19 protein-coding genes are annotated in these 18,507 nt (G+C 68.4%); 13 read left to right on the forward strand and 6 right to left on the reverse strand.

Features of this window, described 5'->3' with window-relative positions:
* Positions 1-175 precede the first annotated feature (175 nt).
* The 4 genes from POL72_RS35640 (at position 176) to POL72_RS35655 (ending at position 2,282) form a co-directional block, all read left to right on the forward strand.
* A complete protein-coding gene (locus tag POL72_RS35640; protein WP_272101267.1) occupies positions 176-307 on the forward strand; it encodes a hypothetical protein in 132 nt (43 codons plus the stop codon).
* A gap of 92 nt (positions 308-399) precedes the next feature.
* Entirely contained in the window at positions 400-1,032 is a 633-nt protein-coding gene (locus POL72_RS35645) for a hypothetical protein (RefSeq protein ID WP_272101268.1), read from the forward strand.
* On the forward strand, positions 1,014-1,634 hold the full coding sequence (locus tag POL72_RS35650) for an RNA polymerase sigma factor (protein ID WP_272101269.1): 621 nt from the start codon (positions 1,014-1,016) through the stop codon (positions 1,632-1,634). Before POL72_RS35645 ends, POL72_RS35650 begins: the two co-directional genes overlap by 19 nt.
* 57 nt (positions 1,635-1,691) lie before the next feature.
* A complete protein-coding gene (locus POL72_RS35655; RefSeq protein ID WP_272101270.1) occupies positions 1,692-2,282 on the forward strand; it encodes a Uma2 family endonuclease in 591 nt (196 codons plus the stop codon).
* A 385-nt stretch (positions 2,283-2,667) separates the two neighbouring features.
* Here POL72_RS35655 and POL72_RS52355 read toward each other — a convergent pair whose 3' ends face one another.
* Positions 2,668-3,096, reverse strand: a complete 429-nt coding sequence (locus POL72_RS52355; protein ID WP_307730665.1) for a tyrosine-type recombinase/integrase — start codon at positions 3,094-3,096, stop codon at positions 2,668-2,670.
* Positions 3,097-3,108: 12 nt separating this feature from the next.
* A complete protein-coding gene (locus POL72_RS52360) occupies positions 3,109-3,618 on the reverse strand; it encodes a phage integrase N-terminal SAM-like domain-containing protein (RefSeq protein WP_272101271.1) in 510 nt (169 codons plus the stop codon).
* Positions 3,619-4,062: 444 nt separating this feature from the next.
* On the opposite strand from POL72_RS52360, the gene POL72_RS35670 reads away from it, so the two are divergent.
* The 6 genes from POL72_RS35670 to POL72_RS35695 all read left to right on the forward strand — a co-directional run bounded on the left by POL72_RS35670 (position 4,063) and on the right by POL72_RS35695 (position 8,802).
* Positions 4,063-4,266, forward strand: coding sequence for a hypothetical protein (locus tag POL72_RS35670; RefSeq protein ID WP_272101272.1), 204 nt, complete (start codon positions 4,063-4,065; stop codon positions 4,264-4,266).
* Positions 4,267-4,301: 35 nt separating this feature from the next.
* Positions 4,302-4,859, forward strand: coding sequence for a hypothetical protein (locus tag POL72_RS35675; protein WP_272101273.1), 558 nt, complete (start codon positions 4,302-4,304; stop codon positions 4,857-4,859).
* A 166-nt stretch (positions 4,860-5,025) separates the two neighbouring features.
* A complete protein-coding gene (locus tag POL72_RS35680) occupies positions 5,026-5,952 on the forward strand; it encodes a hypothetical protein (protein WP_272101274.1) in 927 nt (308 codons plus the stop codon).
* 249 nt (positions 5,953-6,201) lie between these two features.
* The gene (locus POL72_RS35685) at positions 6,202-7,050 is read left to right on the forward strand and encodes an EcsC family protein (RefSeq protein ID WP_272101275.1); all 849 of its coding nucleotides are present in this window, start codon (positions 6,202-6,204) and stop codon (positions 7,048-7,050) included.
* Positions 7,051-7,210: 160 nt separating this feature from the next.
* Positions 7,211-7,993: a hypothetical protein gene (locus POL72_RS35690; RefSeq protein WP_272101276.1), complete on the forward strand. Its 783-nt coding sequence runs from the start codon at positions 7,211-7,213 to the stop codon at positions 7,991-7,993.
* A protein-coding gene (locus tag POL72_RS35695) for an IS5 family transposase (protein WP_373372280.1) occupies positions 7,974-8,802 on the forward strand; the annotation gives its coding sequence in 2 pieces (ribosomal slippage) (positions 7,974-8,327 and positions 8,329-8,802; 828 coding nt in all). Before POL72_RS35690 ends, POL72_RS35695 begins: the two co-directional genes overlap by 20 nt.
* A 297-nt stretch (positions 8,803-9,099) precedes the next feature.
* On the opposite strand, the gene POL72_RS35700 is transcribed toward POL72_RS35695, so the two are convergent.
* Positions 9,100-9,672: a hypothetical protein gene (locus POL72_RS35700; protein WP_272101277.1), complete on the reverse strand. Its 573-nt coding sequence runs from the start codon at positions 9,670-9,672 to the stop codon at positions 9,100-9,102.
* Positions 9,673-10,528: 856 nt separating this feature from the next.
* On the opposite strand from POL72_RS35700, the gene istA reads away from it, so the two are divergent.
* The gene (gene istA, locus POL72_RS35705; protein WP_272101278.1) at positions 10,529-12,016 is read left to right on the forward strand and encodes an IS21 family transposase; all 1,488 of its coding nucleotides are present in this window, start codon (positions 10,529-10,531) and stop codon (positions 12,014-12,016) included.
* On the forward strand, positions 12,013-12,774 hold the full coding sequence (locus tag POL72_RS35710) for an ATP-binding protein (protein WP_272101279.1): 762 nt from the start codon (positions 12,013-12,015) through the stop codon (positions 12,772-12,774). Before istA ends, POL72_RS35710 begins: the two co-directional genes overlap by 4 nt.
* A 262-nt stretch (positions 12,775-13,036) precedes the next feature.
* Here POL72_RS35710 and POL72_RS35715 read toward each other — a convergent pair whose 3' ends face one another.
* Entirely contained in the window at positions 13,037-13,288 is a 252-nt protein-coding gene (locus tag POL72_RS35715; RefSeq protein ID WP_272101280.1) for a hypothetical protein, read from the reverse strand.
* Between the two features lie 45 nt (positions 13,289-13,333).
* Positions 13,334-16,159, reverse strand: a complete 2,826-nt coding sequence (locus POL72_RS35720; protein ID WP_272101281.1) for a CHAT domain-containing protein — start codon at positions 16,157-16,159, stop codon at positions 13,334-13,336.
* 70 nt (positions 16,160-16,229) lie between these two features.
* Between POL72_RS35720 and POL72_RS35725 the strand changes: the two genes are divergently transcribed.
* Positions 16,230-17,096 (forward strand): DMT family transporter, encoded by an 867-nt coding sequence (locus POL72_RS35725; RefSeq protein WP_272101282.1) that lies wholly within the window; start codon positions 16,230-16,232, stop codon positions 17,094-17,096.
* Between the two features lie 164 nt (positions 17,097-17,260).
* On the opposite strand, the gene POL72_RS35730 is transcribed toward POL72_RS35725, so the two are convergent.
* On the reverse strand, positions 17,261-18,370 hold the full coding sequence (locus POL72_RS35730; protein ID WP_272101283.1) for a VWA domain-containing protein: 1,110 nt from the start codon (positions 18,368-18,370) through the stop codon (positions 17,261-17,263).
* Positions 18,371-18,507 lie beyond the last annotated feature (137 nt).

The raw sequence follows: 18,507 nt of genomic DNA on the forward strand, positions 1-18,507 counted from the left end.
CGGTGCTCGTCCTGTTGCGACATCGAGGCGCTCGCGCAGCGAAGGTCGTCGCTCGGGCGCGACTTTCCTCTTGACCCTGCACGGGCTCCTCGCGCGCACGCGCGTGCCACAGGTCGACTCGCCGGGCCAAGAAAGCGGACGACGTCCACGAGCCGGCGCTGGTAGCCTCCCGGCCATGCCGATCGAACCGCCCGACCCGCTGAACCTCGCCCGCTTTTTCCAGCACTTCCTCGTCTTCATCGGCCTCGGGACCGCCGTGCTCCCCCGAGCCCTCCAGCGACCGCGCCGGCGCTACCGGAAGCCGTAGGAGGCGCGAGCTCGCCCCGGACACCTCCCGTGCTCCTGCACCGGAGGCGCGCCGTTTTTGGCCCGAAACGAAGCCCCGCGTACCGTCGGCGGGTGATCCCCTCGCTGTACGGGCTCGCCGTCCTGTCGGCGGCCCTGGCCTTGGTCGTCGCGCGGTATCGCCCCGAGCACCGCCCCATCGCATGGCTCCTCGGGTACGGGGTTGTCTCCGACGTCGTGCGTCGGGTCATCCGACTCTACGTCTTGCAGCCGGCGCGGGCCGAGCTCGGGGGAGCCCCATTCACGGGTTGGGTTCGCGTCGCCGGGCACGTCGAGAGCGCCTTGTTCGTCGGCTGGATGGCCGGGGTGGCGGCGCTCGCGGTGTGGACCTTCAGCCGTCGGCGCCCGTGGGGTGTGCTCACGGTGTACGTCGTGGCGATCGCGGGCCTTGCTGCCGGATACCCCACCTTCCGAGGTGAGCTCCTCGGCAAGGCCTACTTCGCCTTGCAGCTCGCGGCGCTTTGCACGTCCGTCGGCTGTCTGCTGCTGTGGTTCACCGGGAGGGAGCGGGCGAGGGTTCACCACGTCGCGACAGGCCTGATCATCATCACCGAGCTGTCGATGCTCGCGGGCCCCTACCGCTTCGGCGTCTTCACTGCTTGGGATCTCGCGCAGTCGATGCTGATCGCGCTGTACGTCACGATCGTTCCTGTTCAGGGGGTAGCGGTATGGCGACGGACGCAGTAGCGTTTACCCTCGCTCAGCTCGTCGTTTTCCTTCTCGCAATCGTCGTTCACAACCGGCGCTTCGCGCCAAGGCGCCTCACGTCTGCCGAGCTCGTCGCGCAAGCAGGCGTCGTCAGCGCCCTCGTAGCGCGCTACCTCCGAGGTCGCCGGGCGACACGCGAGGATGTCAAAGACCTCGCGCAAGACGTGCTCCTCGCCGCGTGGGAGGCCAGCGAAGAGGACCGCTACCGCCCCGACCCGGACGTGCAGCCCGCAGAAGCGCTTCGTGTCTGGATACGGGCGCTGGCCTATCACCGCGTCCGCCATCACCTCGAAAGTGCCCGGGTGCAACGCGAGGAGATCGTCGCGACCCCGCCCCACGCCGAGCACGAGGCACCGACTCCTGATCAGGCCATCGAGCGCGAGGAGCGGCGCCTTGCCTTCCTCGAGGCGCTGCACCAGCTACCCGTGCACGAGGGCGACGTGATCATTGCCCACGATATCTTCGAGATGTCGATCGAGGACGTGGCCGAGCAGCAAGACGCGCCGGTCAGCACGGCTTACAGGTGGCGCTCCCGCGGGATCGAGGCGCTGATCAGGGCGCTGCGGCCGCGGCGAGGGTGAGCGACGGGCGGACCTGAACGCCTTGCCCCGCCGCGCGCCCACGGGCAGGCTTCCGTCATGGGTCAGCCCGCCAAGAAGCAGCGCCGCGCCACGTACGCCGACCTCGAGGCCGTCCCGCCGAACAAGGTGGCGGAGCTCATCCGGGGCGTGCTCCACGTCATGCCCCGGCCGGCGCCGCGACATGCGAACGCCGCGTCGTCGCTGGGGGCCGACCTGCACGGCGCCTTCCAGCGCGGACGAGGGGGCCCCGGCGGCTGGTGGATCCTGGACGAGCCCGAGCTGCACTTCCCCGACCCGCACGCGCCTGGTGAGATCGACGCGCTCGTGCCGGACATCGCCGGCTGGCGCCGCGAGCGCATGCCCGAGCTGCCCGAGACGGCGTACTTCGCGCTCGCCCCGGACTGGATCTGCGAGATCCTGAGCGCCTCCACCGAGGACGTCGACCGCGACGAGAAGATGCCGATCTACGCGCGCGAGGGCGTGCGGCACGCGTGGCTGGTCGACCCCATCCAGCGGACGCTGGAGGTGTACGTGCTCGGCGCGGATCGCCGCTGGGGACCTGCGGTCGTCCACCGTGACGCCGCCCGCGTCCGCGTCGAGCCATTCGACGCCGTCGAGCTCGATCTCTCGGTGCCCTGGGCGAGGTGACCTGCAGCCGCGCTGACGCGGGTGCTTCGGCCGCAGCGCCGGTGAGGGCGACGCTCAGGTCGTCAAGCCGATCAAGGCTTGTCATCCGGGCCTCTGGGACCCGCGAGTCCCCAATCGACGAGCGAATCGTGACCCCCGGCGGCGACCGCCGCTGGCAACCCGCTCTCCGTGAAGTTCTTCCCGACCGCCGGGCCACCGTCGGCCTTGGGAGCGCAAGGGCTGCGGCGATCTCGAGCGTCGTCGTCCGGTGTGGAGCCCGCACGATCACGCGTCGGTCTCCTTGACAAGGCGGGGCAACCGTAAGGTACGCTACCTTTCCACGATGCGTGGGGGCGGCACGACGGGGTGGGGTCGGAGCTCAAGGCGCTCCACGCTGAGGCGGCGGTCAGCGGTCAAGGGGGCTGATGACGTCGAGAAGGCCGCGGTCGATGACGTGGGTGTAGATCATTGTGGTCCGCACATCGTTGTGGCCGAGCAGCGTCTGGATCGTCCGGCGGTCGATGCCCGCCTCGAGCAGGTTGGTCGCGAAGCTGTGGCGGAGGGGTTGGCATGTCGCGCGCTTGGCGAGCCCCGCCGCGCGTCCGGCGTCGCGCACGGCCCTTTGCGCTGCCGATTCGTGCAGGTGGTAGAGGACCTGTCGGCCAGTCGCTGGATCGGTGCAAGGGCGAGAGGCGGGGAAGAGATATTGCCAGGCGAGGCTGGTGGCTGCTCTTGGCAGTTTCCCTCGGAGAGCGTGGGGCAGGTCGACCTCGCCGCGACCAGCCGCGAGCTCCTTCTCGTGCCGCCGCGCTACGGAGTCGAGCTGAGCGTGCAGCTCGTCGCGCGCTCAAGCGGGGAGCAAGGCCGGCCGATCGTGCTGCCCTTTCCCGCGGCGCACCATGATTTGCCGTCGATCGAGGTCGACGTCTTGGACGCGAATCGAAAGTGCTTCGAGGAGCCGGAGGCCGCTTCCGTAGAGGAGCTCGCCGATGAGCCGAACAGGCGGGACGAGGTGTTCGAGCAAGGTGAGCGTCTCATGCCGCGAGAGAACCGAGGGGAGATGCTCCGGCCGGCGTGCGCGTTCGAGCGCTTCGAGCCGGGGTATCTGCAGATCGAGAACCCACTTGTAAAGGAAGAGGAGCACGCACAGCGCTTGGTTCTGCGTGGATGCCGCGGTGCGGCGTGCGACTGCAAGCTCGTTGAGGAAAGCCGTGACCTCTTCCGCGCCCATCTGCGGTGGGTGCTTGCCGCTGTGGAAGCGGATGAATTGCCGGATCCAGTGGACAATTGCCTCTTCGGTGCGCTGAGAGCAATGCAGGCGTCGTATGGTGGCGCGTACGGCTTCGATGATGGCCATGTGGATGGTCCTGCGTGCGCAGGGCCGGTTCGTCGGACACGCACTGGCCCTCATCGGCGCGAGGCGGGCGCGAGTTGCGGCGACCGGGGGATACGTCGACCGGGCTCTGGTCGCTCGGGGCACCCAGCCGTCGGCGCGAATTTTGCGCGACGACACGCCGTCGCCGTCCGAGACCTAGCAACGGGAATACGTAGTTACGCAGCGGCGGCCTATCTCCGTGATCCCGCAGATAGGCTGCGGAAGGTCGAGGCTATCTGTGGGATCACGGAGATAGGCCAGGACGGGCCGCGACTTGTCCTCGGGAATATGGAGATAGGGTGCCACGGTTCGCGGCCCACATGGGGAAATGCGTAGATATGTCGTGCATCACAGCTGATTGCGACGTTCGGCAGATGAGCGTCGGCGCGGGCCATGCTCGCGCAGCCCGACCGTAAAGAGGAGAACATGTCGAAGCTGACTTGGGAGTGGATCGACGATAAGTGGCCGCACGGAGGGAAGCCCGACGGTTTCACCTACCGCGCGAAGGTGAGAGGTGGTTGGCTGGTTTCGGTGTGGGCCGGAACGCCGTCCAAGCACGAATCCGGTGGTGGCCTGACCTTCGTTCCGGATCCCGATCATGCCTGGGTTGTCGACACGAGAAAAGCGTGACGGTAACGTGGTTCTCGCAAAGGAGTGGCGTACCCATGACGACTCTCGATCCCCTCGAAAAGCTCCGGCCCAGCGCTAAGCCGCGCATGATGGACCTCGTTCAACAGGCTGGGATCGATGTCGCGCCGTGGGCGTTTCGAGCAGATGGAAAGCCCGTCAAGGCCCCGGCCGCGAACCCCGCCTACTGCTACGAGTGGTGCTTCGTCGACAACGACCGTGTTGTGGTCAGTCTGTGGTTCGAACTCATGAGCCTTGCGGACGGCCGCGTAGTGCAGCGAGTGAACATGCGGGACCTTCGTCGGCGTGTCGAGCGAGCGAAACACCTTGACGCAGGCACTCGCACTGCGAACGTGCGTCGTGCGGTGGCGGTTGACTCGGCCGTCTTCCGAGCGTTTCGCGAAAGTCTACCGGTGCGCGCAATCGTGTGCGACGGCGACAGACGCGACCTCGACGACGTTGCCAGACGGGATCCATCGAAAGTCGAACGACGATTGCTCGACGATTCGCCCTGGCACGTTACGGCATACGACATCCCCAGCGGCGACACGGTGATCGCGCGAGATCAACCTCTCCTGACCGGGGTGCAATCCTGATAGAACTGCCGAACAAGCGGCTGGTGCTGCCGATGCACCGAGCCTCGCTCCGCTCGGCACGGCGCCCCGCGGCACACCCGCATGTCGTTCGGCGGGCAAGTGCGCTCCGATCCGCGGCGACGCTTGAACTGCAACTTGACTCACCCCCAAGTAGGAACTGGACAACGTGACCGAGCTCATTCCGTGGCTAAATGCGATGGTAACGCTCGTAACTGTCGTGTTGATGTTGGTGCGCTTTCGGCGAGTCGACATGCGTCAGACGAAGCTTCTCGACCATCAGGAGAAGGTCGCGCAGCTACAAGCGAACGAAAGTGTCGTCCGAACCGAGCACACGCTGAACGTGACGGTAGACATCGATGTTATCGAGTGCGATACCCCGGGGGGGAAAGCCTGGATTCTTGAAACCAACGTCGAATTAGTAAATGCTGGGCGCGACACAACGTGCGTTCCGGCGGTCTATGTTCGCGCGCGCGCGCTGATGGATCCCGAGCGCAACATCGGCACGGACGACGCGGGCTTCTATAATAGCGACTTCGATGCGCTGCCAAAGTGCGGTGCCCTATCAGAGCCTCGGAACCTGGCCGCACTTCCGAACTCAATCATTCAAATTGCCCCGGGTGAAGTCGAACAGTTCGTTCGGTGGGACTGGCTCGGACAGGGATTTGTTCAGAAGTTTCCGGTGCTGGTAGTTAACGTTGAGGTCTTCGGAGCCGACCATAAACTCCTTGGTCATTGGTCAAAGGGCGGCGAAGGCGAGGGTGATTATCGCCCAGGCTGGCTTGACTACGTAAATGGTCCGGAGCGTACCGATGACCGATTCCATAGGGCGATCGCGTTTTCGCGGGCATCGCCAAACGATTCAAATGTAAGCAACGGATCGGTTAAGAGAGGCCAACGTGTCCTGTTGATTCCGGGTACGTCGAAGATCGACGTTCAGCGCACGGAGCAGTTTCGAGAGGTCTTGAACGGCGTAGTACAGTGGAGCCGGCAAATGACGATCGTTCTGAGCAACAAGATTAAGGGCGCCGCGGAGATGGCTGCACCGCCCGCATCGCTTAAGGATGCCGTCGCCGGGTCACAGAGGTCGACTTGACCAAGGGTAAACCGTTGGGCCTTGCGGCACGCCCGGTCTCGGCTGAGGCCGCCGAACAAGCCGTTGCTGACCGATGGTCCGGGCACCCGCGCTTCGCGCGGCAGCCAGCCCCGCGGCAGAACGGCCAAGTCGTTCGGCGGCAGAGCCCAGAGGCTGGTTCACAGCGAGGGCGACGACTCTTCCCGTGGCCTTACTTGACACGCAAAAAAGCCAAGCGGTTGATGTGCACGGCGGCAATAGGAGCAACATATGGCGGACTTGAGCCCGTACGAGCAGAACGCACACAGGGAAATCGACCTCTTCAAGAACCCACCTCGCTCTTGGCTTGGAGACGCGTGGGAGACTGTCAACAAGCCCATCCAGTGGGTCGGGGACGTCGCGTTTGACAATCCGGTCGGGACGGCGGTGACCAAGGCCGTCGCCGGCATCGTCAGTACCCTCAACGATGGCGCGTCGTGGAGCGTTCGCGCCGACGCTATATACGAGGAATTTCGCGCCAACGGTCACGCGGGCGTGCAGCGCGCCTCGGATCTGCACCATCTCGATATGGGGGACGTCGACAAGACAGTCGGCTACCTCGCCGCGAAGTACAAGGTGATGGCGGGCGGGGAGGGCGCCGCTGCCGGCATGCTCGGTTTCCCCGGAATTGCTATCGACATTCCCGCCTTAGTCAGCCTCGCGCTACGGGCTGTCAATGAATACGCGACGTACTATGGATTCGACGTCGCGCTCGAGCATGAACGAGCCTTCGCGATGAGCATCCTTGGCGCAGCGTCGTCGCCAACCGTCGCCACGAAGCAGGTCGCAATGGCCGAGCTTACCAAGCTTTCGGTCTTGATCGCGCAACGCAAGACGTGGGCTGAACTGCAGCGCTTGATCAGCGTCCAGGTGATCAAGAAGATCGCCCAAGCCCTAGGCATTCGGCTGACGAAGGCGAAGCTGGCACAGATCGTACCATTGGTCGGCGCGGGCGTCGGCGCCGGGTTCAATGCGTGGTACGTCGCAAATGTGACCGTAACCGCATACCACCTTTACCGAGAGCGCTTCCTCATCGAGAAGTACGGGCCCGATCTCTCTATCCCGGTGCGCTCCACGTGAACGCGTGAATTCCGTGAGGAGAGCACTGTGGTAGCCCGAACGCTGCCGCCGAACAAGCCGTTGCTGACCGACAGTCCGGGCAACCGCGCTTCGCGCGGCAGCCCGGCCTGCGGCAGAACGGCCAGGCGTTGGGCGGGCATTGGAGGAAACCGGAGGAGCTGTGGATGATTCCAAGAATATGCTGACCTGGGAAGAAGCGACGCGCATGGCGTTCCAGCGCGAGAGCCGCGTCGAGCGGACTCCGCTCGGAGTGCGGATGGCATGCGTGGAACAAGCCGCAGTTCTGCTCGAATCATGGTGGCGCGCGAAAAACGATAGGCAGCTCGCTGCCAGTTACCGCTGGCTCGCCGGCCAAACACTGTCTCACGTGATACTTTGGAAGTTCTCTGAAGCGTTCTCGACTGATAAGCGCCTCGGTGCACCATTCTGGAGTAAAGGCGCCGTCGCCTCTTTGCAACGGCACGGCCAGGCGACGACGCCGGCCTGGTTCAAGAGCCAGAACATGCCTACCGACGACGCATTGGTTCATGAGCACGTGTGCGAGCGCGGAGACCTGGTGGAGTGGCTACTGGACCGCGGGGTTGAAGGTCTTCGGCGGGATGACTGCTGCGACCGCGAGATGCTTGGCACGTTGTTGTCGAAGCTCTGCGTCGGCTGCGTCGTAACCCGCGCGGAGCATAAGTGTCTGACCAAGAAGGCCGTCGGCGACTCCGATATGACTAATCCGTGGCTGCGCTATGGGCGCGCCAAACCTTCGGTAAGAGTAGTCATGCACGAGCGCGTCGCGGATGCAGCCGGAGGACAGCCACTTAGAACCTATCCCAGTAGGGAGCACCTGGGATCTTGGGAGACTATGTTCAGGAACATGCGGAGGTCCTGGCCAGACGTCTTGACATTGGCACGTGACGCGGCAGCCGCGGCAGATGAAGCAGTTCAAGGATGATGGCTGGAGGTTGCCCGACGCCATCTGGACAGAGATGGAACCCTTACTGCCGCCGCGCAGGGCGCACCCGCTCGGTTGCCATAACCCGCGCGTGCCCGATCGCGTGGCCATGGACGCCATCTTCTTCGTCCTCCGGACGGGCTGCCAATGGGGGGCGCTCGATGCGACCGGTATCTGCAGCCATTCCTCAGCGCATCGACGATTCATCGAGTGGATCGAGGCGGGCGCGTTTCGGGAGTTCTGGCGCCGCGGGCTGCTGGCGTACGATGAGTTCATCGGCATCGACTGGAGCTGGTTGGCGATGGACGGGGCGATGAGCAAGGCCCCGCTCGGCGGGGAAAAAAACCGGGCCCAACCCCACCGATCGCGCCAAGAGGGGCGCCAAGCGCAGCTTGCTGACAGAGGCGTCGGGCGTCCCCGTGGGCGTCGCCGTGGCCGGAGCCAATCGCAACGACTTCAAGATGGCGCGCGAGACCATCGAGAGCATCCCGGTCGAACGCCCGCATCCCAGCGGGCGCAAGCCGCAGGGCATGTGTCTGGACAAAGGGTACGATTACGCTGAAGTACCGGCGCTGCTGAAGGAGTTCGGGTTCACGGCACACATCCGCCCGCGCGGTGAGGAGGCGCGCGAGATCAAGAAGGAGGCAGGCCGCAGAGCCCGCCGATGGGTCGTCGAGCGTTCCCATAGCTGGATGAACCGCTTTCGGGGAATCCTCATCCGGTGGTCGAAGCGTGCGGACACCTACCTCGCCCTTCTGCACCTCGCCTGCGGGGTCATCACCTGGCGTGCAGCCGGCCTACTGGGATAGGCTCTTAGCGACGACGGCATTGTCCGGCTACATCGCGACCTAATCATGGAAGCGCGCGTGTTCGCCGATGTTGCGCCTGCATGACGGCCATAGGGATTCTGCAGCCGCCCAACCCGCGCATGCAGCGGGCGGCGCTTCGGGCCGCCGCTGATGCGCTACTCGTCAGGCGGGCGACGCGTGAGAGCGTCCCATGGGTCGACCAGCTGGGCGTCGACCTGGCATGCCCTATCTTTCAGGGAGGTTGTCGCCTCCTCAGCCTGGCAGTCACCGCTCGCTCACGCCGGCGCGTCGGCGCGCTCACCACGAGAAGCGCAGCGTGACCTCATCAGCGTCTGGCTCGTCGAACGACCAGCCAGTCTGGGTCGCGTCGACCTGCTTGCCGGTCACTTGCTCCAGCGCACGGCCGGCGAAACCGACGCACAGCGGTCCGAGGTGCTCGAACCCTGCGACCTCGGTCACGCGCAGTGTCACCTCGTTCCGCTCGATCTGCGAGGAGTCCACCCGCAGCGTCCCGCCGACCATATCCTGCGCCCAGAAGTCGGGGAACTTCCGGAGGAAGAGACGAGCGTTCATCACCCTGAGAAGCAGCTTCATCAAGGTGTTCGCTTCCTTCTCGAAGACCGTCCGGCCGCACCTCACGACGTCCAGGTAGCTCTGCGATGGCTCGTTGTGGACCTGGACGATGCCGCGCAGCACCTCGACGTAGTAGGCGCGAGGGTACCACGCCGTGGTGGACATGGTGGCCAGCGCCCTCCTGAGCTCCTGAGAGAGCCCGTGACGAACCCGGCGGACCCCAGCCTCGTCACACAGCACGTCCGAGTAGGCTGCTGCATTGAGTATCAGAGAGCCCCGGGTCATCGGTTCTTGCATACATGCGCTCTCGTGGAAGATCTCGCTGGCACAGCAGAAGAAGAGATCAAAGGGTAGCCTCCGTCAAGGCGGCTTGACCCGACGAGGATCGGCCTGCCTCGATCCTCCAAGCTCGTGGTGCGATAGGAAGATGTCGGTGATCATCGCGTCCCGCGTCTGATCGGTGAAGACCGCGGCCCCATGATCGGCAGCGTTCACCGTTCACCGCCGGCACCTACGCCGATCTGGGCCACGCTCGCCTCCGCGGCGTAGACGTTACGCCCGCCGAAAAGTCGAAGGCCCGAGGGCTGCCACCCTCGGGCCTTCTGGAGCTCCGCGTTGCCGGAGTCCCTCACCTTCATCACAAGCCGGGCTCCAGGTCCAGAAAGCGGCGGCATGGAGCCCGTTGCCTTCGTCCGCCTACCGCCTCGCCCACTGCGCCCGCTGCCGCGTCCAGCTTCGCCTCTGCCGTCGCTGCGATCGCGGCCAGCGCCTCTGCCCCGACTGCCGCCCGCTCCGGCGTCGTGAGTCGCTCCGCCGCGCCGGCGCCGCCTACCAGACCCGGCCTCGCGCTCGCCGCCTCCATGCCGCTCGCCAGGCCCGGTATCGGGACCGGCAGCGGGACAAGTTCTCCGCGCAGAAAGTGACGCATCACGGGGTGACACAAGCCGCGGCCGCGTCGATGTCCCAGCTCGCGCCGGAGATCACCCCCGGCCGAAAGGACAACGATGACGATTGGATCCGAGATGTCGGCCGCTGCTCGCTCTGCGGAGCGCGACTTCCGCCCTGGGCCATGCGCGAGCGGCGCGCTCGGTCAGCTGTTCACCGACGCGCTCCCCGCGTCCCACAAGGGCCTCCGCGGTGACGGGAGGCGGCGGTGATCGCGAAAGAGAAGGAGGCCGAGGTTCTGCGCCTCTACCACGGCGAGAAGTGGCCCGTGGGCACCATTGCCGCCCAGCTCGGGCTGCACCACACCACCGTTCAGCGCGTGCTCGGGCAAGCGGGCGTCGACCCGAAGGTCGTCGCGCCGCGCCCGTCGATGGTCGACCCGTTCGTGCCCTTCATCGTCGAGCAGCTCGGCAAGTATCCCTCGCTGCGCTCGAGTCGCCTCTTCGGCATGCTCAAGGAGCGCGGCTATCCGGGCGGTCCCGATCATCTGCGCCGGGTGATCGGCCGCCTCCGCCCCAAGAAGCCGGCGGAGGCATTCCAGCGGCTGCGCACGCTGCCCGGCGAGCAAGCGCAGGTCGACTGGGCGCACTTCGGCAAGCTGGCTGTCGGCCGGGCGCTGCGCCCTCTCTGGGCCTTCATCATGGTGCTCAGTTACTCGCGGCGGCTCTTCCTGCGCTTCTTCCCGGGCGCGGCGATGCCCTTCTTCGTGCGCGGGCACGTCGAGGCGTTCGCCGACTTCGATGGCGTCCCGCGCGTGCTGCTCTACGACAACCTCAAGAGCGCTGTCGTGGAGCGCCACGGCGATGCGATCCGGTTCCACCCCACACTGCTGGCTCTGTCGGCGCATTACCGCTTCGAGCCGCGCCCCGTCGCCGTCGCCCGCGGCAACGAGAAGGGCCGCGTCGAGCGCGCCATCCGCTACGTCCGCGAGGCATTCTTCGAGGCTCGGACCTACGCCGACCTCGGCGACCTCAACCGACAAGCGACCGAATGGACCAGCTCCGCGGCGCTCGATCGCTCCTGGGTCGAGGACCGCGCCCGCACCGTGCGCCAGGCCTTTGACGACGAGCGCAGCGTGCTGCTCGGGCACCCTGACACGCCGTTTCCAGCCCACGAGCGCGTCGAGGTCGAGGTCGGAAAGACCCCCTACGCGCGCTTCGATCTCAACGACTACTCTGTTCCCCACGACCGGACCAGCCGCACGCTCGTTGTCCTCGCCGACCTCGAACAGGTGCGCATCGCCGATGGCAACGAGATCATCGCGACCCACGTCCGCTCGTGGGACCGCGGCCAGCAGATCGAGCAGCCCGAGCACCTCCAGCGCCTCGCCGACGAGAAGCGCCGCGCCCGCGAGCACCGCGGCCTCGATCGCCTCGCCCGCGCCGCCCGCAGCAGCCAGGCATTCCTCCGCATCGTCGCCGAGCGCGGCGGCAACGTCGGCAGCGCGATCGCCCGGCTCCTGCAACTGCTCGACGCCGTCGGCGCCGCCGACCTCGAAGAGGCCCTCGTCGAGGTGCTTGAGCGCGACACCATCCACGTCGGTGCCGTCCGTCAGGTGCTCGACCGCCACCGCTCCGAGCGCTGCTTGCCGCCTCCGGTCTCGATCCCCGTCACGCGCGGCCAGCACGCCAACCTCGTCGTCACGCCGCATTCGCTCGCCACCTACGACGCGCTGAAGAAGGACTCAACGCCATGACCGACCTGACGCCCACCGAGACGAAGGCCCGCCTGAAGGGCCTCGGCCTGTTTGGCCTGCTCGCCTGCTGGGAGGAGCTCGCCGACAAGCCCTGGCTTCGCGAGGTGCTCGCCATCGAGGAGCGCGAGCGCCACAAGCGCAGCCTCGAACGCCGCCTCAAAAACTCCCGCGTAGCCGCCTTCAAGCCCATGGCCGATTTCGACTGGTCCTGGCCCAAGAAAATCGACCGTGAGGCCGTCGACGACCTCTTCGCTCCCGGCTTCATCGCCACCGGCCACAACGCCGTGCTCGTCGGCCCCAACGGCGTCGGCAAGACCATGATCCTCAAGAACGTCGCCCACCAGGCCGTCGTCCGCGGCCACACGGTCCGCTTCTCGACCGCGAGCGACATGCTCGCCGACCTCGCCGCGCAGGAGTCCTCGGCCGCGCTAGCGCGCCGGCTGCACCGCTACACGGTTCCCACCCTTCTTTGCATCGACGAAGTCGGCTATCTCTCCTACGATGGCCGCTACGCCGACCTGCTGTTCGAGGTCGTCACTCGTCGCTACGACGCGCAGAAGCCGATCCTGCTCAGCACGAACAAGGCATTCTCCGACTGGGGCCAGGTCTTCCCGCACGCCGCCTGCGTCGTCACGCTCGTCGACCGGCTCGTGCACCGCGCCGAGGTGATCGAGATCGAGGCCGAGAGCTACCGGCTCAAGGAAGCCAAGGAGCTGAGCGCCTCCCGCATCAAGCAGCGCCGCGCCAAGAAGCACTGAGCTACCTCTTCACCGGTGAACTTCACCGGCGTCGGATGCGGGTTTCACCGGCACCGGGCGCGGATTTCACCGGTGAACTTCACCGAACCCCCGCGGATTGCCGCGATCATCAACAAGGAAGACGAGCCCGAGCGCTCTCCTCGCCAGGATCGAGGCGGAGCGCCGGCGGCTCGTCGGGGAGGTGCGCGCGTCGAGCCCGCGCGTCATCGGCCTGTTGCGCGGCCTTCCGCCGGAGATGGCGGCGTGGCTCGACGAGGGATGATCACTTCGCCGGCTTGGGGGCCGCCGCGCCCGGGGTGTAGTGCACGATGATGCCGCGGTCCTTGTTGCACTTCTGGACCTTCTCGTCCCACACGCAGCCCTCCGGACAGGGCTGCACGCCGGGATCGCCCGTGGGGCAGATCTCGGCCTCGCCCTCCTTCGCGGCGGGCTGCTCGGGCGCCTGCGCGCCTCCGCAGGCAGAGAGCATCCAGGCCAGGACGGGGAGCACCAGAACGATCGCCGATCGACGCATGCAGACCTCCACGAGCCCGCGATGGGTGGGCTCCGGCGTCGACGTCTACCAATTCCGAGGCCTGCGGGGCCAGCGCTTCCGCGCGACGAGGACGAGCGCCGCGGCGAGCGCCGCGAGCGCGGGCGGAGCGCTCGGGCCGCCCTCGCCGGCCGCGCAGGCGCACCCGCGCGGGCTCGCCGCCACGCGCGGGAAGGTCGGCGCGACCTGCCTGCCGTCGAGCGCGGCGCCCTCGCCCGAGGTGATGAAGCCGGCCCACGCGTGCGGGTGCGGGCGCTCACGCCGGATCTCGAGCTGCGCCGACCGCAGCGCCTCGCTGCGCCCTCCGCCGCGCGCGAGCGCCGCGTAGTACGACGTCATGAGATCCCGCGTCGCCATGTCGCCGACCTTCCACAGGCTCATCACCTGCGTCTCCGCCCCGGCGAGGAGCAGCGCGCGGCGGAGGCCGTAGACCCCGTCGCCGCGCGGGACCTCGCCGAGGCCGGTCTCGCAGGCCGAGAGCACGACGAGCTGGGTCCCGTGGAGGTCCAGCGAGGAGATCTCGAGCGCGGTCAGGATGCCGTCGTCCTCGTCCGAGCTGCTCCGCCGCGCGTTGGCGCCGGCCAGCGCCAGGCCCGAGCGCAGGAGCGGGTTCTCGCTCCAGGCGGGGCCCTCGATCTCGGCGCCGCGGGTGCTCGCCGGATCGGCCAGGGAGCCCTGGTCCGGGAGGAAGAAGCCGTGCGTCGCGATGTGCAGCACGCGCGGCCGCTGCGCCCGCTTGAGGGCCTCCTCGGTGGCCGACGGGCCGGTCAGGACCGTCGCGCTGGCCAGCGCGCTCCGCACCGCCTCCGCCTCGCGCTCCGTGCCGGGCAGGGGCGGGAAGCGCGCCCCGGCCAGCTCGGCGGAGCGCAGGCCGCGCGTGGCGTCGTCATCCGGAGCGCGCTCGGAGAGGCTGCCGAACGCGGGATCGGCGATGACCAGCACGCCTCCACGCGGCGCTCCCCGCGGCGCCGCGGCGCCCGCGGTGCGCAGCAGATCGCGTCCGCTGGTCAAATAGGTGAACGCGGCGCGCTCGATGAGATAGCCGCCGTCCTCGTCGACGAGCGCGGCGAACGGCACGAGGTTCAGCGCGCCGTCGGGGCTGAGGAGGAGCCAGCGCGCGGGGCCGAGGGCGGCCCGGATCGGCAGCATCACGAGCGCATCGAGGTGGCGCGCGCGCTCCCGGGGGTCGCGCTCCGGGTTCGAGAGGTCCCGCGAGAGCTCCGCGGCGGCCGCGTCGATGGCGGCGGCGTCGCCGAGATCCACCCCCGTGACGTCCCCGCGCCGCCCGACGACATAGGCCGCGTAGCGAGGCTTGCCCCACGTCGGCCTCACCGGCGGCCCGAACGGGTCGTGGGGCCGGTACTGGACGATCTCGACGAGCGCCGCGCCGTCGGGGATCGCCGCCTGCACGCCCTCGACGGTGATCGGCGGCTCCTTCGCGTCCGCCGGGCGCGCGGCGCGCGTCCGCGCGGCGAGCTGGAACTCGAGCCGCTGGCGCTCGGCCTCGAGCTGCTGCACCTCGCGCTGGTGCTCCTCGGCGGGGATGTCGATCGGGCCGCGCGTGATCGCGGTGGACAGCTTCGCGTCGAGCTGCGTGAGGGCGCCGAGGAGCGCCCGGCCCTCGGCGTCGAGGTCGCGCCGCAGCGCCGCGAAGCTCTCGGCGATGGCGTCGAGCGCGAGCCCCTTGCGCCGGAGGATCGACCGGAGGGCGAGCCGCGCGGCGGCCTGGTCGCGCGGGGCATGCTGGAGGTGCAGCGAGAGGGTCGCGTCGGTGTCGCGCTGGACGAGGCCCATGACCAGGCGCTTCTGCCGCTCGGAGCCCCTCGCCAGGTTGGCCCGGGCGCTCCGGTCCTGGAGGCCGGCGGCCCGCTCGCGCGTCCGCACGGCGACGGCGGCCCGGCCCTGCGCGACGTACAGGTTCGCGAGGTGCCCCAGCGCGCGGACGATGGCCGGGTGATCCGGCGCGAAGAGCCGCTCGCGGATCACCAGCGCCTGGAGGAGCAGCGCCTCCGCCGCGGGATCGCCCTTGCGGGTGAAGAGCACGCCGAGCTCCTCCAGCAGATCGGCGCGCACCGCGCTCTGCGCCGGGAGCGCGGGCTCGAGCCGCGGGCGCAGGTCGAGGAGGCGCCGCTCGGCCTCCTCGACCTGCCCGCGCCGCAAGCAGAGCTGCGCGGCGCGCAGATCCGGGATCGCGTAGGCCCACCCCGAGCCGCCGTTGGCCTCTTTGAGGATCACGCGCATCCTGTCGAGCGCCTCCGCGAAGGAGCGCAGCGCGCGTTGCTCCAGGTACAGCCGCGCGAGCGAGTCGACGGCATAGAACTCGCCCCAGCCCTGGAGGAGCGGCTGGGCTCGCTTCAGGAGCTCCTCGGCGCTCTGGAGATCCCCGAGGTCGATGTAGACGTTGGCGAGCCGGGCATAGAGCATCCCTTCGTCGTTGAAGGAGGGCTGCTCGCGCGTCAGGCCCCGCACCAGCAGCGCTTCGGCCCGCGGGTAGTCGCCGTAGCCGAGGTAGAAATGCGCAAGCTCGTTGTCGAGCTCGGAGGTGCCCTCCAGCAGCGCAAAGTACCTGTCGGCGAGGGCGGCGCTCTCGGCCAGATCGTCCCTCTCCACGGCCGCTCTCCAGCGCTGGCGGGCCGCGGAGAGGTCCTCGCTCGCCTGCTCGGCGGGGCTCGGCTGCGCCGCGATCGGCGCGGGCCGGGCTGCCGAGACGAGCGCCGCCGCGGCGAGCGAGAGGAGCCGCGCGCGGGGGCGGGCGCCGCGCGACGAGGTTGACCCGAGCGGGGCGCGTTCTGCCGAGCGGCGGGAGCGAGGATCGATGTCGCGGTCGGCGCGCTCGGGGCGGCGGGGTGGCATCGCGGAGCAGCGTAATCTGCCCCTGCGCGCCTCGTCGACCGTTCGGCTAGGCTCGCCGCCCTCGTCGCCCATGCTCCGGTCTCGACTGATGATCCTCGCCGCCGCGGTCCTCTGGTCCACCGGAGGGGCGGCCATCAAGCTGATCTCTCTCAACGGGTGGCAGGTCGCCTCGGCCCGCGCGCTCATCGCGGCGCTCGCGCTGGGCCTGGCCATGCCGGGCGCGCGCCGTCTCCCCTCGTGGCGCACGCTCGGGGTCGCGGCGATCTACGCCGCGGTCATGGTGCTGTTCGTGCAGGCCACCAAGCTGACGACGGCGGCGAACGCGATCTTCCTGCAGTCCACCTCGCCCGTGTACGTCCTCTTGCTCAGCCCCTGGCTCCTGGGCGAGCGGCCCTCGCGCGGCGAGATGGTGGCGGCTCCCGTCTTCATCCTTGGCCTCGCGCTCTTCTTTCTGGATCAGCTCTCGGCGGGGCAGCTCCTCGGCAACGCCCTGGCGCTCCTCTCCGGGCTCGCGTTCGCGCTGTGCATCATGAGGTTCCGCGCCGCTCCGGACGACAACCCCGCGGTGCTCGTCTGGGGCAACGTCCTCGCGTGGCTCGGCGCGCTGCCGATGGCCCTCGGCGGCGCGGCCCGCCCGGGGCTCGTCGACCTCGGGCTCCTCGTGTTCCTCGGCGCGGTGCAGATCGGCGTGGCGACCGCCCTGTTCAGCCGCGGCATGCGCCACACGCCGGCCGTCGAGGCCTCGCTGCTGGTGCTCCTCGAGCCGGTGCTCAACCCCGTCTGGGCGCTCCTGCTGGTCGGGGAGCGCCCCGGGATCTGGTCGACCGTGGGCGGCGCCGTCCTCCTCGGCGCCACGGCCTGGCGGGTCCTGCTGGCAGCGCGCGCCACGCCGCCAGAAGCGCCGGCGCCGAGCAGAGGGGTGAACGTCGACGCGTGAACGTCGACGCGTGAACGTCGACGCGTGAACGTCGACGCGTGAACGTCGACGCGTGAACGTCGACGAGAGGGAGGAGGATCGAACCTGGCTGGATCAGGCCCGCCGCGGGGCGCGGCGAGCCGCTGGGACGGCGTCGCGGCCGCCTCGCGCGGCCGCGGCGCACCTCACTTCGCTTCGACCTTCACGTTGGCGTTCGCCTTGAAGCTCGCCTTCGCGCCCGCTCCGCCGCCGCCGCCGTCGTCCGCGGGCACGGTCGCCTTCAGCTCGAACGACGGCGGGGTGTTGGGATCGCACTCCGGCGGCGGCCCGAACCCGTCGGCGTTGAACTTCCACGACAGCGACCCCGAGGCCGACGGATCCTTCCGGATCGCCTTGATCTCCACCTCGTGCTCCCCCGCGCGCGCCGGCGTGCAGTACGAGAGCAGGTAGAAGCGCTTCATGTGCGCCTCGATCTTCGCCGCGATCTTGTCGAACGACTCCTTGACCTTCGCCTGGTCCGCCGCGAGCTCGGTCCCGTCGCGCCCGATCTCGTCGAGCCGCGCCTTCTCGATCTCGGCGCCGACGCCGACGACGAAGATCTGGTAGTTCTCGTAGTCTTCCTTCTTGAGCTCGTTCAGCATGTCCTCGCGGCTCACGCGGTTCGCGCGATCGGTGCCGTCCGAGAAGACGACGAGCGTGCCGAACTTGAGGGGGCGCCGGTCCTTGTCGAGCTGCTTCTTGAGCTCCCGGATGCCCTCCACCACGCCGCCGTGGAGGTTCGTCGACGTGTCCTTCGGCTTGTAGCTCCGGAGCCCCTCGAGCCCGCCCTGGACCGAGCCCTGCGCCTCGGTGAAAGGCACCACCGAGTGGATTTTTACCTCGCCGTCGAACGCGTAGACGCCGACCTTCTGGCTCTTGCCGACCCGGTCGCTGAACGACTGCGCGGCGTCGACGAGGGCGTCGGCCTGACCCGACTCGGTGATGCTGCCGCTCATGTCGACGAGCAGCATCGTGTACATGACCGCCGCGACCTCGGGGTTCTGGATGGTCTGCTTGCTCTCGAACTTCGAGACGAGCTCTTCGTCCTCGTAGATCTCGAAGTCCTCGGCCGTGAGGCCGCCCACCGGCTCGTCCTCGCCGGCATCGACGCTGAAGAACACCCAGACGTTGTTCGGCTTCTTCTGGGCGGAGTTGATCCGGGTCACCCGCAGCCCGCCGCCGCACGCCACGCTCGACAGGGCGAACAGGGCGGCGAGCAGGATCCGGAACGCTGGAGAACAAAGGAGGATTTTCACGCGCGCGATTAGCGCGCATCGGACGCCGCGATGTCAATTCGCTGCCGCAGGTGGCCCCTCCCGCCGCGGCCGCCTCGCCGGGCGGGCACGGCCGCACGGCCGCGCCGGCGGAGGCGGCCCCACACCCCGAGGCGCTG

The sequence above is a fragment of the Sorangium aterium genome (assembly GCF_028368935.1).
Taxonomy (GTDB): Bacteria; Myxococcota_A; Polyangia; order Polyangiales; family Polyangiaceae; genus Sorangium; species Sorangium atrum.

What these genes read in the sequence shown, in the direction of transcription:
- POL72_RS35650 (WP_272101269.1), top strand. Translation starts at nt 1,014, where the DNA reads ATGGCGACGGACGCAGTAGCGTTTACCCTCGCTCAGCTCGTCGTTTTC.
- POL72_RS35720 (WP_272101281.1), bottom strand. Translation starts at nt 16,159, where the DNA reads ATGCCACCCCGCCGCCCCGAGCGCGCCGACCGCGACATCGATCCTCGC.
- POL72_RS35675 (WP_272101273.1), top strand. Translation starts at nt 4,302, where the DNA reads ATGACGACTCTCGATCCCCTCGAAAAGCTCCGGCCCAGCGCTAAGCCG.
- POL72_RS35655 (WP_272101270.1), top strand. Translation starts at nt 1,692, where the DNA reads ATGGGTCAGCCCGCCAAGAAGCAGCGCCGCGCCACGTACGCCGACCTC.
- POL72_RS35640 (WP_272101267.1), top strand. Translation starts at nt 176, where the DNA reads ATGCCGATCGAACCGCCCGACCCGCTGAACCTCGCCCGCTTTTTCCAG.
- POL72_RS35715 (WP_272101280.1), bottom strand. Translation starts at nt 13,288, where the DNA reads ATGCGTCGATCGGCGATCGTTCTGGTGCTCCCCGTCCTGGCCTGGATG.
- POL72_RS35700 (WP_272101277.1), bottom strand. Translation starts at nt 9,672, where the DNA reads ATGCAAGAACCGATGACCCGGGGCTCTCTGATACTCAATGCAGCAGCC.
- POL72_RS35670 (WP_272101272.1), top strand. Translation starts at nt 4,063, where the DNA reads ATGTCGAAGCTGACTTGGGAGTGGATCGACGATAAGTGGCCGCACGGA.
- POL72_RS52360 (WP_272101271.1), bottom strand. Translation starts at nt 3,618, where the DNA reads ATGGCCATCATCGAAGCCGTACGCGCCACCATACGACGCCTGCATTGC.
- POL72_RS35725 (WP_272101282.1), top strand. Translation starts at nt 16,230, where the DNA reads ATGCTCCGGTCTCGACTGATGATCCTCGCCGCCGCGGTCCTCTGGTCC.
- POL72_RS35710 (WP_272101279.1), top strand. Translation starts at nt 12,013, where the DNA reads ATGACCGACCTGACGCCCACCGAGACGAAGGCCCGCCTGAAGGGCCTC.
- POL72_RS35685 (WP_272101275.1), top strand. Translation starts at nt 6,202, where the DNA reads ATGGCGGACTTGAGCCCGTACGAGCAGAACGCACACAGGGAAATCGAC.